The sequence below is a fragment of the Desulfovibrio sp. ZJ746 genome (assembly GCF_011039155.1).
Classification (GTDB): domain Bacteria; phylum Desulfobacterota; class Desulfovibrionia; order Desulfovibrionales; family Desulfovibrionaceae; genus Desulfovibrio.
The window spans coordinates 40,381-54,881 of the sequence record NZ_JAAKEK010000005.1; the positions used below are offsets into that span (position 1 = coordinate 40,381).

12 protein-coding genes are annotated in these 14,501 nt (G+C 68.0%); 7 read left to right on the forward strand and 5 right to left on the reverse strand.

Translation table 11 applies throughout. The annotated features are described in order from the left end of the window. Positions 1 to 139: 139 nt before the first annotated feature. Positions 140 to 2,575 (reverse strand): tetratricopeptide repeat protein, encoded by a 2,436-nt coding sequence (locus G7Y54_RS08705; protein ID WP_241159431.1) that lies wholly within the window; start codon positions 2,573 to 2,575, stop codon positions 140 to 142. 207 nt (positions 2,576 to 2,782) lie between these two features. On the opposite strand from G7Y54_RS08705, the gene G7Y54_RS08710 reads away from it, so the two are divergent. Beyond that, complete coding sequence (locus tag G7Y54_RS08710; RefSeq protein WP_165078926.1) at positions 2,783 to 3,205, forward strand: peptidylprolyl isomerase; 423 nt, start codon at positions 2,783 to 2,785, stop codon at positions 3,203 to 3,205. 18 nt (positions 3,206 to 3,223) lie between these two features. Continuing rightward, on the forward strand, positions 3,224 to 5,416 hold the full coding sequence (locus G7Y54_RS08715) for a glutamine synthetase III (RefSeq protein ID WP_165078927.1): 2,193 nt from the start codon (positions 3,224 to 3,226) through the stop codon (positions 5,414 to 5,416). 4 nt (positions 5,417 to 5,420) lie between these two features. Here G7Y54_RS08715 and G7Y54_RS08720 read toward each other — a convergent pair whose 3' ends face one another. Continuing rightward, positions 5,421 to 6,557, reverse strand: coding sequence for a tellurite resistance/C4-dicarboxylate transporter family protein (locus G7Y54_RS08720; RefSeq protein WP_165078928.1), 1,137 nt, complete (start codon positions 6,555 to 6,557; stop codon positions 5,421 to 5,423). Between the two features lie 210 nt (positions 6,558 to 6,767). On the opposite strand from G7Y54_RS08720, the gene G7Y54_RS08725 reads away from it, so the two are divergent. Next, positions 6,768 to 7,220, forward strand: a complete 453-nt coding sequence (locus G7Y54_RS08725) for a YkgJ family cysteine cluster protein (protein ID WP_165078929.1) — start codon at positions 6,768 to 6,770, stop codon at positions 7,218 to 7,220. Positions 7,221 to 7,253: 33 nt separating this feature from the next. Continuing rightward, positions 7,254 to 8,141 carry a DnaJ domain-containing protein gene (locus tag G7Y54_RS08730; RefSeq protein ID WP_165078930.1) on the forward strand — a complete coding sequence of 296 codons (888 nt, stop codon included), beginning with the start codon at positions 7,254 to 7,256 and terminating at the stop codon, positions 8,139 to 8,141. A gap of 87 nt (positions 8,142 to 8,228) precedes the next feature. Here G7Y54_RS08730 and G7Y54_RS08735 read toward each other — a convergent pair whose 3' ends face one another. The 3 genes from G7Y54_RS08735 to groES all read right to left on the reverse strand — a co-directional run bounded on the left by G7Y54_RS08735 (position 8,229) and on the right by groES (position 11,230). Further along, positions 8,229 to 9,083 (reverse strand): alpha/beta hydrolase family protein, encoded by an 855-nt coding sequence (locus tag G7Y54_RS08735; RefSeq protein WP_165078931.1) that lies wholly within the window; start codon positions 9,081 to 9,083, stop codon positions 8,229 to 8,231. Between the two features lie 134 nt (positions 9,084 to 9,217). Beyond that, entirely contained in the window at positions 9,218 to 10,864 is a 1,647-nt protein-coding gene (gene groL / locus G7Y54_RS08740; protein WP_165078932.1) for a chaperonin GroEL, read from the reverse strand. A 78-nt stretch (positions 10,865 to 10,942) separates the two neighbouring features. Next, positions 10,943 to 11,230, reverse strand: coding sequence for a co-chaperone GroES (groES, locus tag G7Y54_RS08745; protein WP_165078933.1), 288 nt, complete (start codon positions 11,228 to 11,230; stop codon positions 10,943 to 10,945). Between the two features lie 311 nt (positions 11,231 to 11,541). Between groES and glmU the strand changes: the two genes are divergently transcribed. From glmU to G7Y54_RS08760, 3 genes are all read left to right on the forward strand, one after another. Further along, positions 11,542 to 12,909: a bifunctional UDP-N-acetylglucosamine diphosphorylase/glucosamine-1-phosphate N-acetyltransferase GlmU gene (glmU, locus tag G7Y54_RS08750; RefSeq protein WP_165078934.1), complete on the forward strand. Its 1,368-nt coding sequence runs from the start codon at positions 11,542 to 11,544 to the stop codon at positions 12,907 to 12,909. 146 nt (positions 12,910 to 13,055) lie between these two features. Beyond that, positions 13,056 to 13,985: a Tim44-like domain-containing protein gene (locus tag G7Y54_RS08755; protein WP_165078935.1), complete on the forward strand. Its 930-nt coding sequence runs from the start codon at positions 13,056 to 13,058 to the stop codon at positions 13,983 to 13,985. A 90-nt stretch (positions 13,986 to 14,075) separates the two neighbouring features. After that, positions 14,076 to 14,498 (forward strand): PaaI family thioesterase, encoded by a 423-nt coding sequence (locus G7Y54_RS08760; RefSeq protein ID WP_241159432.1) that lies wholly within the window; start codon positions 14,076 to 14,078, stop codon positions 14,496 to 14,498. Positions 14,499 to 14,501 lie beyond the last annotated feature (3 nt).

A 14,501-nucleotide genomic window follows, 5' to 3' on the forward strand; every position in this document is an offset into this window, starting at 1 on the left:
TCCGCCTGTCAAGGCAGTGAGGCCGCCCGCCGCGAAAGTCGCAGACAGACGGCCTCAGAAGCTGTATGGTTTCAATGGATTATGAAAGGATTTTCTTGCCTCCGGGATGACGGGCACGCAGTCAGAAAAATGTGAAGCCCTATGCGGAGTGGGCGCGGCCTTCGGCGCGGCGGGCGTCCGCCTCGCGGTCCAGCGCGCGCAGGGCCCGCGCGAGCACGAGCCACGCCTCGGGCCGGGCATTCAACCGCACGCTCCGGCGCGCGAGCATTTCGGCCATGGCCGGGTCCTCGCCGCCGTCCAGATAGAGCTCGGCGAGCTGGAGCATGGCCTGCGCGTCGCCAGGATTGCGCAGCAGGGCGTCGTGGAGCAGTTCGCGGGCCTCGGCCCCCCGCCGCTGGCGGGCGGCAAGACGGGCGAGCTGGCGCCGGGCCGTGGGGGGGGTGCCGGGGCGCGCGTCCTCCAGCGCCGCGGCGCGCTCATAGCAGCGCTGGGCCTCGGCGCGCCGGCCGCGCTGCTCATGGAGGCGCCCGAGCCTGAGCCACACATAGCGGGATTCGGGCGCAAGCTCGGCACTGCGCCGGTAATGGCGCGCCGCGGCCCGGAAGTCCCCAAGGTTCTGGCAGAGGGCGCCGAGATTGTAGGCAATCTTGGCCGCGAGCGCCGGCTCGGCCGCATGGCGGAGCGCCGCCTGGAACTGGCGGCGGGCTTCCGCGCCCCGGCCCACGGCCGCGAGGCAGACGCCGAGGGAATTGCGCGCCATGGCGTTGGCGCCGTCGGCGAGGAGCGCCAGCTTGTATTCCTCCATGGCGCCAAAAGCGTCGCCCAGGCTGTAGCGCCTGTCCGCGCTGATGTTGAGGGCCACGGAATCGCAGAGGCCCACGCGGGGCCCGGTCTCCAGCAGCAGGGCGAACTCCAGCGCCTTGAGGGCGCAGGCTTCGCTCTCGTCCTTGCGAAATTCCAGAAAGGGATGCGCCGCGAGCCCGGCGGCCGCCTGAAGGCCGGCCTCGCCGGCGGCCTCGCAGATGGCCGCATAGAGCGGCAGGCAGGCCTCGCCCTTGGCGCCCGGGTGAAACACGATGAGGCTGTTGCTGCCGTAACGGCCCATGAAGGCCGGGGCCGGCGCCTTGAGGCGCCCGGCCGTTTCGGCCAGCAGGCGCGGCGCCGCGCAAAGCCATGCCTCCATCGCGGGGGGCCCGGCCGCGTCCCCTTCCGCGCCGCTGTTTTCCCCTGCCGGCGCTAGGCGCACAATGGCGAGGGTAAACATGCGCACGGCTTCACGGGCCATGGCGAAGCGGCGCAAAAATTCCCCGTGGCTCATGGGGCCGTCGGCGGCGACGCCTGCCCCGGGGGTCTCCGTTGCGGCGCCCGGCGTGGCGTCCTCCCCGGGTGCAGCCATTTCCGGCTCCGCAGCGAGCAGGAGGCGGTCGCCCGCCTCGGGCGGGGCCGCCGGGTCTTCCAGGTGCACGATTTCGGCCAGGGCTTCGCCGTTTTCCACCCGCAAAAGCACGATGTCGCCCTTGAAAGCGCCGGCGCGGCCCTCGGGCGTGCGCGCCCGCACATGGAAGCGCTGGCCCTCCACCGCCTTGGCCTCCCTGCCGAGGCTCACACGGAGGCGGTCGAGGGCGGGTCGCCCGAGCACCACGCCCCCTTCGCGCAGGATTTGGGCAAAAGGCATCACCGCGTCCCGCGCATTCACGGTATCCGCGTCATTCCCGGCCAGGGCCCGCTCGGCGGCGTCGGCGGCGAGCCGCGCCCTGTCCCTGAGCTTGCGCGCCTGGTCGAACATGGCGAGCGAAAGCTCCGGGCCCAGCATGTCCTGCGGGTAGAGTGCGTGCCCCGCGCAGAGCCTGGGCCTGAGCTGAAGGCCGGTCACCGGGTCATGCACGCGCACGGCATCCATGCGCGAAAGCGCCTCCTGCGCGAGCCGGTGGCACGCGCCGCGCCCGATGGCGGGAAAGAGCAGGCCGATCTCGCAGGGGCCAATGCGCCCGGCCCGGGCGTCCGAGGGCAGTTCCGCAAGGCAGGCGCGGGCCTGGGCGCGCATCATCTCCTCACAAAAAGCATAGCCGAAGCTGCGGGTCAGGGCTTCTCCGTCGCGCCAGCGCAGGACGGCCATGCCGAGGCAGAGCCGGTGCAGGGGCGCGGGCCCGCTCGCGGAGCGGGAAGGGTCGCGCATGGCGGCGCGCAAGAGCTCCACCTCGGCCTCCATGCGCGCCAGAAGGGCGCCCTCGGTGATGAGGTCGGTTGCGGGGTCGCGCTCCATGGCCCGGGCCCGGGCGAGGTTTTCGAGGCACAGGGCCGCGATGGCCGGCAAGTGCGACAGGAGGCGCCGCGCCTCGCGGGCCCGAACGCCGTGCAGCATGAGCACCCCGAGGCTTTCGCCGCGCCACACGAGCGGCAGGAGCAGGCGGCGCTCGCGGCTTAAAAGCTCCGGCTCACGCGGGCCGGCGTGCGTGGGAAAATAGAGGGCGTGGCCCTCAAAGGAGAGAAAGGCGCCGAGGCCCGCACAGAGCAGGCTCTCCATTTCCATGAGGTCTGCGCGCGAAAGGATGAGCGAAGGCCGGGATTCTTGCATCAGCAGAGTCTAGACGTGGGGCGGCCGCTTGTCTAGAAAATATCTTGAAAAAGTCTCGATCCCGGCCGTTCCGGCCCTCGCCCCATAGCCCCAACATTGACAAGGGGCGGCGGGCATGTTTTTCTCAGGGGCGGCCAAAAGGCCCGGAAATTCAGGCCCCGCCCCTGCCGCGGGGCAGTCTAGGCATCCATCCCTCAAGGAGCAGACATGCCCATCCAGAACGGCGACACCATTCGCGTCCACTATACAGGCACCCTTTCCGACGGCACGGTCTTCGACTCCTCGAAGGAGCGCGAACCGCTGGAGTTCACCCTCGGCGCAGGCTCGCTCATCCCCGGTTTCGAGGCGGCCGTGGCGGGCCACGAGCCCGGCGAGACCGTCACCGTGACCATCCCTCCGGCCGAGGCCTATGGCGAGGCCGACCCGGAGCTCGTCTTCACCGTGGCCCGCGCCCAGGTGCCCCCGCACATCCCGCTGGAGGTGGGCACCCCGCTCCAGCTCTCCAACGAGCAGGGGCAGATGGACGTGACCATCACCGAGGTGGGCCCGGACGAAATCACCCTTGACGCCAATCACCCGCTGGCCGGCAAGGAGCTCACCTTCGAGATCGAGATCCTCGACAAGAAATAGCGCAAAGACGGAAAGCCCATGAGCAGCAATACCGGGCGCCACAGCGCCATCCAGGCCATCACCACCTACAAGCCGGACGTGGCGCCGCTGAACTTCGCGGACACGCGCCCCACGGACATCTTCGGCTGCAACGTGTTCAACGACCGCGTCATGCGCGAGCGCCTGCCCAAGGAGGTCTACCGCTCGCTGCACAAAACCATCGCCTTCGGCGAGCGCATGGACCCCTCCATCGCGGACACCGTGGCCGCGGTCATGAAGGACTGGGCCATCGAGAAGGGCGCCACCCACTTCACGCACATCTTCTACCCGCTCACCGGGCAGACCGCCGAAAAGCACGACAGCTTCCTCATGCCCGACGGCACGGGGGGCGTCATCGCCGAGTTTTCCGGCTCCATGCTCATCCGCGGCGAGCCGGACGCCTCCTCCTTCCCCTCGGGGGGCCTGCGCTCCACTTTCGAGGCGCGCGGCTACACGGCCTGGGACGTGACGAGCCCGGCCTATATCATGGAAAACCCCAACGGCACCTTTTTGTGCATCCCCACCATGTTCCTCTCGTGGACAGGTGTGGCGCTGGACAAGAAGACGCCGCTCTTGCGCTCCAACCAGGCGGTCAACCGCGAGGCGCAGCGCCTCCTCGCGCTCTTCGGCATCGAGACGGACCTGCCCATCCTCTCCTATGCCGGGCTGGAGCAGGAATATTTCTTCATCGACCACAATTTCAACTTCGCCCGGCCGGACATCCAGATCGCCGGGCGCTCGCTCTTCGGCGCAAGGCCCGCCAAGGGCCAGGAATTCAGCGACCAGTACTTCGGGGTCATCCCGCAGCGCGTGCTCTCCTGCATGATGGAGGTGGAGCGCGAGCTCTACAAGCTCGGCGTGCCCGTGCGCACCCGCCACAACGAGGCGGCGCCCAGCCAGTACGAGATCGCTCCGCTCTATGAGCCGAGCAATCTCGCCGTGGACCACAACCACATCATCATGTCCACCCTGCGCAACGTGGCCAAGCGCTACGGGCTCAAGTGCCTGCTCCACGAAAAGCCCTTCAGCGGGGTCAACGGCTCGGGCAAGCATGTCAACTATTCGCTCGGCAACAGCGAGCTCGGCAGCCTCTTTGACCCCGGCGAAACGCCGCACGCCAACGCCAAGTTCCTCGTGTTCTGCGCGGCCATGATCCGCGCGGTGCACAAGTTCGGGGGCCTTTTGCGGGCCACGGTGGCGAGCGCCAGCAATGACCACCGTCTGGGCGCGCACGAGGCGCCGCCGGCCATCATGTCCATCTTCCTTGGCGACCAGCTCACCGAGGTCTTCGAGGCCTTCCGCGCCGGGCGCGCCGAGGACGCGGCCAACGGCCGGCAGCGGCGCATCATGAACGTGGGCGTGGACACCCTGCCCCCCCTCCCCACCGACCCGGGCGACCGCAACCGCACGAGCCCGGTGGCCTTCACCGGCAACCGCTTCGAGTTCCGCGCGGTGGGCTCCGGGCAGTCCGCGGCGGGCTCCATCACGGCGCTCAACGTGATGATGGCCGATTCCCTCGGTTTCGCGGCCGACTGGCTGGAGCGGGAGACCGCCGCCGGCGCGGATTTCAACGCCGCCGTGGAGTCCTTCATCACCCATGTAATGGAGGAGCACAGCGCGGTCATCTTCAACGGCGACGGCTATTCCGATGTCTGGCACCAGGAGGCCCGGCGCCGGGGGCTGCCCGATTTGCGCACCACGCCCGAGGCCCTGCCGGAGCTGACGAACCCGGAGGTGGTCAGGATCTATGAAAAGGCGGCGGTGCTTCGGCGCGACGAGCTGCGCGCCCGGCAGGAAATCTATCTCGAGCAGTACTGCAAGACCGTGCGCACCGAGGCCAACCTCGTCATCCGCATGGCGCGGACCATCATCTTCCCCGCGGGCATGCGCTACCAGGGCGAGCTCGCGGCAACGGCCGGCCGCTTGCGCGACCTCGGCATGGACTGCCGCACCACGACCCTTGAGCACGTGACCACGAGCCTGCGCCGGCTTGAGGACGCCACGGCCAAGCTCGAGACCGCGCTCGCCGCCTGCGGCGAACGGGGCGAAGGCCTTGACGCGGCGGAGCACTACTGCAACGATGTGCTTCCGCTCATGCTGGAAGTGCGCGAACACGCGGACGCGCTGGAGACCATGGTCGCCGACGACCTTTGGGCGCTGCCCAACTACCAGGAGATTTTGTTCGGCAAATAGGGCGTCAGCGCATCCCCGGCTTTACGGCCCCGTTGTCCGCATCGTGCGCGGGCGGCGGGGCCTTTTCCACGCTGCACACCCCTTGCGGGGCCGGCGCCGGCCCCATGAGCAGGATGCGCCCGCGCGAAAGAATGAGCCCCGCCAGCGTGAGGCACCAGGCCCCGAGCGCCAGAAAAATGAAGCCCCTGGGCACGGCCATGAGCGCCGGCACGCCATAGGCGTCGGAAACCGCAGCGGTGCACACCGTATACATGCCGAGCGGGAAGACCATGCTCCAGTAGGTGGGGGTGTACGCGTAAGGATAGCCCTTGACACAGTGGCGCCAGAGGCCCAGGAGCGCGAGCATGGGCACCCACCACGAGGCGGTGGCCCACGCGAGCAGCGTGATGCCCGAGATGTAGGGCTGCAACAGCGCCAGCAACGGGGCCGCGCCCGCGCGCCCCATGAGCGCCGTGCCGGCGAGGGCCGTGGAGGCGGCGGCGCTGGCGTTGATCCAGTAGGTGGGCTCGGAATCCCCGGCGGTCATGTCCGTGAAGCAGAAGCGGAGAAAAATGCCCACGATGACAAAGATATAGAGGATGACCCCGACGAGGAACAGCGCGCAGAGGCAAAAATACACGCTATCCGCGTCCCAGCCTTGCGGGGCGCCGAGGGCCGCGCCGAGAATGACGAGGGACTCGGTGCTCACCGTGGCCAGAAGCCATGTGCCGTTGACGCCACAGGCGAGCGGGGGCTTGGCCGCGCGCGTGAAGATGGCGGAAAACACCCCCCAAAGGATGATGGCCCAGCAGAGAGCCCCGAGGCAGAAGAGCCGCGCGCCTGCCGCGGGGTCGCGCGCGAGCACGACGGATTGCGTGCCGAAAATGGCCGTCGCCGCCACGATGGTGAGAAAGCCCGGGCCCCTGAGGTGGCTCGTGAAGTCCGCGGCGACGGCGCCCGGGGAGCGGAGGAGCCTGAGGAGGAGCAGGGCCCACAGGGCCACGTACAGGCACGCGTTGACGCCGTGGAGGAGGCGCGCGCCCGAAGGGCAGCCCAGCCGCAAGAGGGCCAGGGAAAGGATGCCCGTGGACATGACCATGGCAAAGTTGGCGGGCGCCATGCCTTTCACCAGCGCGAAGAACCGGCTGCCGACGCTGTTCATGCCGCCTCCGGAAAACTGCGGGCCTGCCGGGGCACACTTTGACCCGGTCTGCTGGAAGCCTCCGGCAATGGTACAAACCGCGGGGCAAAGGGTCAATTTCGGGGAGGCGCCTTTTGCGGGCTTGTATGTTTTGCCAGAGGCGGCTAGACTCGCCCGAACCGCGGGCGTGCCGGCCGCATGTCCGGCCCCGCACTTTCCGTGAGGTATGCCATGCCGGAGCCCGACGCCGATTCCCTCTTCCACTGCCGCCAGTGCGGCCACTGCTGCGAGGGGCGCGGCGGCATCGTCGTGAGCCCGGCCGACCTTGCGCGGCTCGCGGCCTTTCTCGGGCTCGCCGCCGAAGCGGTGGCGGAGCGCTACGGCGAGCATTCCGGCGGCAAGCTCAAGATCCGCAACGGCGAGGACGGCCGCTGCATCTTCTTTATCGAGGGCAAAGGCTGCGCCGTGCATGAGGGCAAGCCCTCCATCTGCCGCGCGTGGCCCTTTTTTCGCGGCAATATCGAAGACCCGGCGAGCCTCGCCATGGCCAAGGAATTTTGCCCCGGCATCGACCCGGAAGCGGCCCACGCCGACTTCGCCCGCGCCGGGCGCGCCTATCTCAAGGAGCACGGCCTCCTCGCCAGCGACCCGGCCCGCGAGGCGAATGCCCTCGTGCTTCCCTGACCTTTTCCGGCACGAGCCACAACCCTGAACGCCATGCGCCGACCGTCCCGCCAGCTCTCTCTCAAGGAATGCTACGAGGTCCTGCGCCTGGAAAAAGGCGCTGACCTTCAGGCTGTCAAGCGCGCCTACAGGCGCCGCGCCTTTGAGCTGCACCCGGACCTCAACCCGGGCAATCCCGAGGCCGGGCGGCAGTTCCAGCTGCTCAACGAGGCCTATGTGGCGCTCACGGCCCTGCTCAAGCCTGAGGAGGACGCGAGGCGCGCAGCGGAAGCGCAGAAAAAGGCGGCAGGCGGCGCCACAGAGGGCGACGGCGCCCAAGGCAGGGCCGAAGCCGGCTCAGAAGAGCCGAAGGGCGGAGCCGAACAGGCGGCCCACAACCGCGAGGGCGAGCGGGCGCAAAAGGCCTATGCCGAGCAGGACGTGCTCCGCGACCTGCTCAACGACCCCTTTGCGCGGCGCGTATTTGAAGACATCTACAGCGAGCTCAACCGCCAGCAGACCGGCCCAAGGCCCTCGCCGGACGAGGGGGCGAGGCAGGCCCGGGCGCGGCAGCCACGGCGTGAGCCGCCGCCGCGAAAGGAAGCCCCGCCCAGGCAGAACACCAAGCTGCACCAAGGCAATATCGCCTGGGGCACGCCCAACTGGAACCGCGACCTCAACAAGGGCGTCACCGGCGTCGTCAAGGACTGGCTCCGGCGCCAGATCGACGAGGAGCAGACCCTGCGCCTGCCGGCCGCGCATCTTGCCCCGGGGCGGCGCATCCGCCTCCAGATACGGCGTGGCCTTTCGGACGAGCTGCACACGGTGGAAGTGACCCTGCCGCAGGATTTCACGCCGGGCAAGCCCGTGCGCCTCAAGGGCCTCGGCAAGCGCGTGGGCCCGTGGCAGGGCGATCTCTACCTCACCATCTACAACGAATAGCGGCGCACGCCGCCCCTCCTGACGCGGGTGAGGCAGGGCTTGCCGTCGTGGCCCGGCCCTGCCGGCACACGCCCCCGAAAAACGCCCTCACGCCCCGGCGGCAAAGCCCACGGACAAAAACTGGAGGACGGGCGAGAGGCCCGTGACCCAGTAATGCCAGTTGTGGGCGCCGCTGCGCATCCTGTAGGCCAGCGGGACGCCCCGGCTCTTCATGGCGAGGAAGAACTCCACATTGCCTTCATAAAAGAAGTCGCTGTCGCCGCAGTCCGCGTACCAGCGGACGGTTTTCAATTGTTCCACGGCTTCGGGGCTTGCGTTTTTCACAAAGGCGAGGGGATCGTTGGCAAGGAGCGACGCGGCGTAGTCCTTGTCGGTGTGCGCCATCCGGCTCTGCTCCGGGTGGCCCAGCAGGCCGCTCAGCGCGCAGGCGGCCCCAAAGAGGCCGGGATGTTTCTGCGCGTAGGCGATGGCGGCCTCCCCGCCCATGGAGGCGCCCACGATGGCGCGGGAGCATCTCTCCGTGCGCGTGCGGTAGGCCGAGTCCAGCAGCGGAATGAGCTCGGTGCGGAAAAAGGCTTCGTAGTCCCAGCCGGGCACGGAGAAAAAGCCCAGGCGCCTGCCCATGTGGGACTCTTCCACACCGCTGCCATCCGGCAGCACGATGATCATGGGCAACGCCATGCCGGAGCGGATGGCGTTGTCGGCCACCTGCGGCAACTGCCCCTGCCGTATCCACGTCTCATGCGTGCCCCCGGCCGGATGCAGGAGGTAGAGCACGGGATATCGCCCCGCGCCCTCCTCATATCCTGAAGGCAGGTAGACCGAAAACTCCTTGTTTTCTCCCAGTATGTCGCTGCTCATGGTGCAATGCTCGATGGAGCCGCTCCCCGGCAGCTTTTCAAAATGGCTCACGGCCTTGCGTCTTTCGAGGAGTTTTCCCACTGTTCCCAGCCTCCGTTGCTGACGGCATTCCCGCTGGATATCCCATGTCGCGCCGCAACACAAAGGCCCCCCGGCAATGCCGGAGGGCCATTTTTTGTTCAGCTTTCACACCCCTTGGGGCGCGGGCATTCGGTCTAGTACATGCCGTCCATGCCGCCCATGCCACCCATGCCGCCGGGCATGCCGGGCATGTCCTTCTTGGGCTCGGGCTTCTCGACGATGGCGCACTCCGTGGTGAGGAGCAGCGAGGCCACGGAAGCGGCATTCTGCAGGGCCGTGCGCGTCACCTTTTTCGGGTCGATGACGCCGGCCTTGATGAGGTCTTCATATTCGCCGGTGGCGGCGTTGAAGCCGAAGCCGTCCTTGCCGGCGCGCACCTTCTCGACCACGATGGAGCCTTCAAAGCCGGCATTGTGGGCGATCTGGCGCAGGGGCTCCTCGATGGCGCGGCGCACGATGCTCACGCCGGCGAGCTCGTCGTCATCGGCGGGCTTGATGTCGTTGAGCACCTTGGAAACGCGGATCAGGGCCGTGCCGCCGCCAGGAACGATGCCTTCCTCGACGGCCGCGCGGGTGGCGTTGAGGGCGTCCTCCACGCGATCCTTCTTTTCCTTCATTTCCACTTCGGTGGCCGCGCCCACATGGACCACGGCGACGCCGCCCACGAGCTTGGCCAGGCGCTCCTGGAGCTTCTCGCGGTCGTAATCGGAAGTGGTCTCCTCGATCTGGGCGCGGATCTGCTTCACGCGGGCCTTGATGGCATCGGGCTTGCCGGCGCCGTCGACGATAGTGGTGTTGTCCTTGTCCACCACGATGCGCTTGGCCGTGCCGAGCTCGTTCAGGGTCATGCTCTCGAGCTTGGTGCCCGTGTCGTCGGAGGCAACGGTGCCGCCGGTGAGCACGGCGATGTCCTGCAGCATGGCCTTGCGGCGGTCGCCGAAGCCCGGGGCCTTGACGGCCACCACCTGCAGGGCGCCGCGCAGCTTGTTGACCACGAGCGTGGCGAGGGCTTCGCCTTCCACATCCTCGGCGATGATGAGCAGCGGGCGGTTCACCTTGGCGACCTGCTCAAGCACGGGCAGCATGTCCTTCATGCTGGAGATCTTCTTCTCGGTGAGCAGGATGTAAGGATTGTCCATCTCGCAGATCATCTTTTCCGCGTTGGTCACGAAATAGGGCGAGAGGTAGCCGCGGTCGAAGCGCATGCCTTCCACGACATCCATGGTGGTCTCAAGGCCCTTGGCCTCTTCGACCGTGATGACGCCTTCCTTGCCCACCTTGGACATGGCCTCGGCGATGATGTTGCCGATGGTGGCGTCGGAATTGGCGGAGATGGTGCCGATCTGGGCGATTTCCTTCTGGTCGCGGGTGGGCTTGGCCAGGTTGGCGAGCTCGGCGATGAGGGCGTCCACGCCCTTGTCGATGCCGCGCTTCACGGCCATGGGATTGCGGCCGGCGGCCACGAGCTTGATGCCCTCATGGTAGATGGCCTGGGCGAGGATGGTGGCGGTGGTGGTGCCGTCGCCGGCGGCGTCGGAGGTCTTGGAGGCCACTTCCTTCACGAGCTGGGCGCCCATGTTCTCGAACTTGTCGTCAAGCTCGATCTCCTTGGCGACCGTCACGCCGTCCTTGGTGATGACCGGCGCGCCGAAGGACTTTTCCAGCACGACGTTGCGGCCCTTGGGGCCCAAGGTCACTTTCACGGCGTTGGCGAGCTTGTCCACGCCGCGGGCGAGTTTTTCACGGGCTTTGACATCAAAAAGGATTTCCTTGGCAGACATAGATGCTCCTCCTGATTATATGCGAACTGGTGGGATAAACAGTCTATATCCGGCGCCCCGTGCGGGCGGACCGGCCGCTTAGTCGATGATGGCGAGGATGTCTTCCTCACGCATGACGAGATGATCCACGTTGTCCAGCTTGACTTCGGTGCCCGCATACTTGTTGAAGAGCACTTCGTCGCCCGGCTTGACGGCCATGGGGATGCGCTTGCCATTCTCATCCATCTTGCCCGGGCCCACGGCCACGACCTGCCCCTTGGAGGGCTTTTCCTTGGCGGTATCGGGAATGTACAGACCGCCGGCGGTCTTTTCCTCGGATTCAAGACGCTTGACCAGGACACGGTCATTGAGGGGTTTGAGCTTCATTGCATATCCTCCAGGAAAGGGTGTTATGGCCCATGGGGGGCGAAACGGCGGCCGTTGCCACGGACGCGCCGCTGATTGCGCGTTGCGGGCCGCTACGGAGCCACGAGTGAGCTCCGCACGGGCAAGAGATAAGTCATGCTTCGCGCTTGAAAAGGGGTATGCGCAAAAATTTTTCATTTTTCTTCTCCCCCCGCCGCCTTGTGGCGCCGCTCCCGGGGGATGCCCGACGGATGGCGCGGCCGCCCTGCTGCGCTTGCCGTTTGCCGCCCTTGGGGCTATGGATGCGGCGATAAAACAGCAAAGGAGGCCCCATGGCAAAGCCCGCCGCCCTCATCCTCGCCGCCGGCAAAGGCACCCGCATGCGCTCGCCGCGCCCCAAGGTGCTCCAGGAGCTTCTGGCCGAACCCATGCTCGCCTATGTGCTCGCCGCCCTGCGCCCGCTTTTTGGGGAGCCGGACGACGCCGGCGGCATTTGGGCCGTGGTGGGCCATGGCGCGGCGGAGGTGGAAACCGCCTTTCCCGGCCTGGCGACAATCACGCAGGCGCAGCAGCTCGGCACCGGTCACGCGCTCGCCACGGCCCTCCCCACCCTTCAGGAGCACGGCGCGACGCATGTGCTCGTGGTGAACGGCGATGTGCCGCTGCTCACCCCTGACATCGTGGCCCGCTTCCTCGCCGCGGCCGGGGGCGCGGCCATCGCCTTCGCCTCGCTCTCGCTGGACGACGCCGGGGCGTATGGCCGCGTGGTGCGCAGCGGGGGCGACGTGGCCGCCATCGTGGAAGCCAAGGATTTTGACCCGGCCCTCCACGGCGAGGACACGGGCGAGGTCAACGCCGGCCTGTATCTTCTGGATGTGGAGGCGGTGGCGCGGCTCCTGCCGCGCATCAACAACAAGAACAAGAGCGGGGAATACTATATCACCGACCTCGTGGCCCTGGGCATCGAGGAGGGCCTTTCCGTGCGCGGCGTCAACTGCGGCGCGGACGAAAGCCTGCTCGGCGTCAATTCCCCGGCCGAGCTCGCCCGCATGGAAGACCTGTTGCGCGCCCGCATCGTGGCGAAGCTGCTTGAAAGCGGCGTCACCCTGCACGCGCCGGAGCTCGTGCGCGTGGGACCTTTCGCCGAGGTCGCGCCCGGCGCCGAGCTCACGGGCCCCTGCGAGATTTATGGCCATTCGCGCGTGGAGCCCGGCGCGCGCATCGAGTCCCACTGCATCCTTGGGGACAGCGTGGTCCGCTCTGGTGCGCGCATCCGCTCCTTCTCGCATCTCGAGCGCGCCGAAGCGGGCGAAAACACGGTGGTGGGACCTTTCGCGCGCCTCCGGCCCGGCGCGGTGCTCGAGCCCGGCTCCCATGTGGGCAACTTCGTGGAGCTCAAAAACGCCCGCCTCGGCCACGGCGCCAAGGCCAACCACCTAAGCTACCTCGGCGACGCGGAAATCGGCGCGGCCGCCAATATCGGCGCGGGCACCATCACCTGCAATTATGACGGCGTGCACAAGCACCGCACGGTCATCGGCGCGCATGCCTTCATCGGCAGCAATACGGCGCTCGTGGCGCCCGTGGAGGTGGGCGACGGCGCGCTCGTGGGCGCGGGCTCGGTCATCACCAGGGATGTGCCCGCCGGGGAGATGGGCATCGCGCGCGGCCGGCAGAAAAACCTGCCGCGCCGCGGCTGAGGGGCCGGCGCGGAGACTCGGGGGCGGACGCGGAGACTCGGGGGCCGCTTCCCGGCCATATCTTGCCTTTTTCTCCAAAATCCCTATAAATACCTGAAGTGACGCAGAACAGCCCCTGCCGGGCTCCAGCCGCAACCGGAGTTGCCATGAAGATCAGCGCCCTTTTCGCAGCCCTTGTCATCCTCCTTGCCGCTTTCGCGCTCGCCCTGCCCGATTCCGCCGAGGCCGCCCGCATGGGCGGCGGCCGCTCGTTCGGCAGCCGGCCCTACATGAGCACACCCGCGCAGCGGCCGGCCATGCGCCAGCAGGCCCCGGCGGCCAACGCCCGCAACGCGCAGGCCACAGCGCAGCGCCCCGGCATGTTCGGCGGCATGGGCGGCCTCTTCGGCGGTCTCCTCGCCGGCACCCTGCTCGGCTCCCTGCTTTCGGGCAACGGGCTCGGGGGCGGTGGCGGCATCATCGATATCCTCCTCATCGGCCTGCTCATCTATGTGGGCCTCAAGCTCTTTGCGCGCTTCCGCAACCGCCAGTCGCAGGAGCCGGCCCCGGCGGGCGGCATTTTCGGCGCCGGCCGCCAGGATCTCACCAACGACAGCCCGAACCAGCCCTTCGCGCGCAGCAACACCCAGGCCTCCGGGTGGGACGCCCTGCGCAACCTCACCGGCCAGGGCAGCCAGCCCCCGGCGGCGGAACCGGCGGTGGACGTGCCCGCGGGCTTTGATACCGAAGAATTCCTGCGCGGCGCCAAGGTGGCATATACGCGCATGCAGCAGGCCTGGGACCGCCGCGACCTCGACGACATCGCCCAGTTTGCCACCCCGGCCGTCATGGAAGCCCTGCGGGAGCAGATGGCGGCCGACCCGAACCCGGGCAAGACCGAGATCATGCTGGTGAACGCCCAGTTGCTCGGCGCCGAAGCCGAGGGCGACGACCAGCGCGCCCAGGTGTTCTTCGACGTGCTCCTGCGCGAACGCCCCGATCAGGACGCCCCCTCCTCCGCGCGCGAGGTCTGGCACTTCCTGCGCGAAGGCGTGGGCGGCACCTGGAAGCTCGACGGCATCCAGCAGGTGGAGTGATCCCACCGCGATTTTCCGGCACATCTGCCGCAGCCCCTGAGCGTGGCCCCCGGGCTGCGGTTTTGGCGCAAAACCCTCGAGGAGCATGGCATGGAGCCCGCCGACACGCTGCGGAACATGGACAACTATGTGGCCAGGCACGACAAGCTCGTGCGCCATCTGCAAATGCAGGTGGAGGTGGCCACGCCGGAATTTGCCCGGATCATCATGCCCATTTCGGAACACCACAAGAACGGCATGGGCGTGGCCCACGGCGGGGCCATCTTCGCCCTCGCCGACGTGGCCTTCGGCGCGGCAGCCAATGCCGGGCGCACCACGGGCGTGGTCAGCCTGACCTCGAGCATCGAGTTCCTGAATCCCGGCCGGGTGGGCCCGCTCGTGGGCGAGGCGCGCCTCGTGCGGGCCGGGCACCATGTGGTGAGCTATGACGTGCGCATTCTCGATGCCGAGGGGGCCCTCGTTGCGCGCGCCGTGTCCACCGGCTTCGTGACCGACATGCCACTCCCCGCCTGAGCC

Excerpts from the sequence above, each read along its gene's own strand:
- G7Y54_RS08705 (WP_241159431.1), bottom strand. The coding sequence starts at position 2,575 with ATGCAAGAATCCCGGCCTTCGCTCATCCTTTCGCGCGCAGACCTCATG.
- groES (WP_165078933.1), bottom strand. The coding sequence starts at position 11,230 with ATGAAGCTCAAACCCCTCAATGACCGTGTCCTGGTCAAGCGTCTTGAA.
- G7Y54_RS08710 (WP_165078926.1), top strand. The coding sequence starts at position 2,783 with ATGCCCATCCAGAACGGCGACACCATTCGCGTCCACTATACAGGCACC.
- G7Y54_RS08760 (WP_241159432.1), top strand. The coding sequence starts at position 14,076 with ATGGAGCCCGCCGACACGCTGCGGAACATGGACAACTATGTGGCCAGG.
- G7Y54_RS08725 (WP_165078929.1), top strand. The coding sequence starts at position 6,768 with ATGCCGGAGCCCGACGCCGATTCCCTCTTCCACTGCCGCCAGTGCGGC.
- glmU (WP_165078934.1), top strand. The coding sequence starts at position 11,542 with ATGGCAAAGCCCGCCGCCCTCATCCTCGCCGCCGGCAAAGGCACCCGC.
- G7Y54_RS08715 (WP_165078927.1), top strand. The coding sequence starts at position 3,224 with ATGAGCAGCAATACCGGGCGCCACAGCGCCATCCAGGCCATCACCACC.
- G7Y54_RS08730 (WP_165078930.1), top strand. The coding sequence starts at position 7,254 with ATGCGCCGACCGTCCCGCCAGCTCTCTCTCAAGGAATGCTACGAGGTC.
- groL (WP_165078932.1), bottom strand. The coding sequence starts at position 10,864 with ATGTCTGCCAAGGAAATCCTTTTTGATGTCAAAGCCCGTGAAAAACTC.
- G7Y54_RS08720 (WP_165078928.1), bottom strand. The coding sequence starts at position 6,557 with ATGAACAGCGTCGGCAGCCGGTTCTTCGCGCTGGTGAAAGGCATGGCG.
- G7Y54_RS08755 (WP_165078935.1), top strand. The coding sequence starts at position 13,056 with ATGAAGATCAGCGCCCTTTTCGCAGCCCTTGTCATCCTCCTTGCCGCT.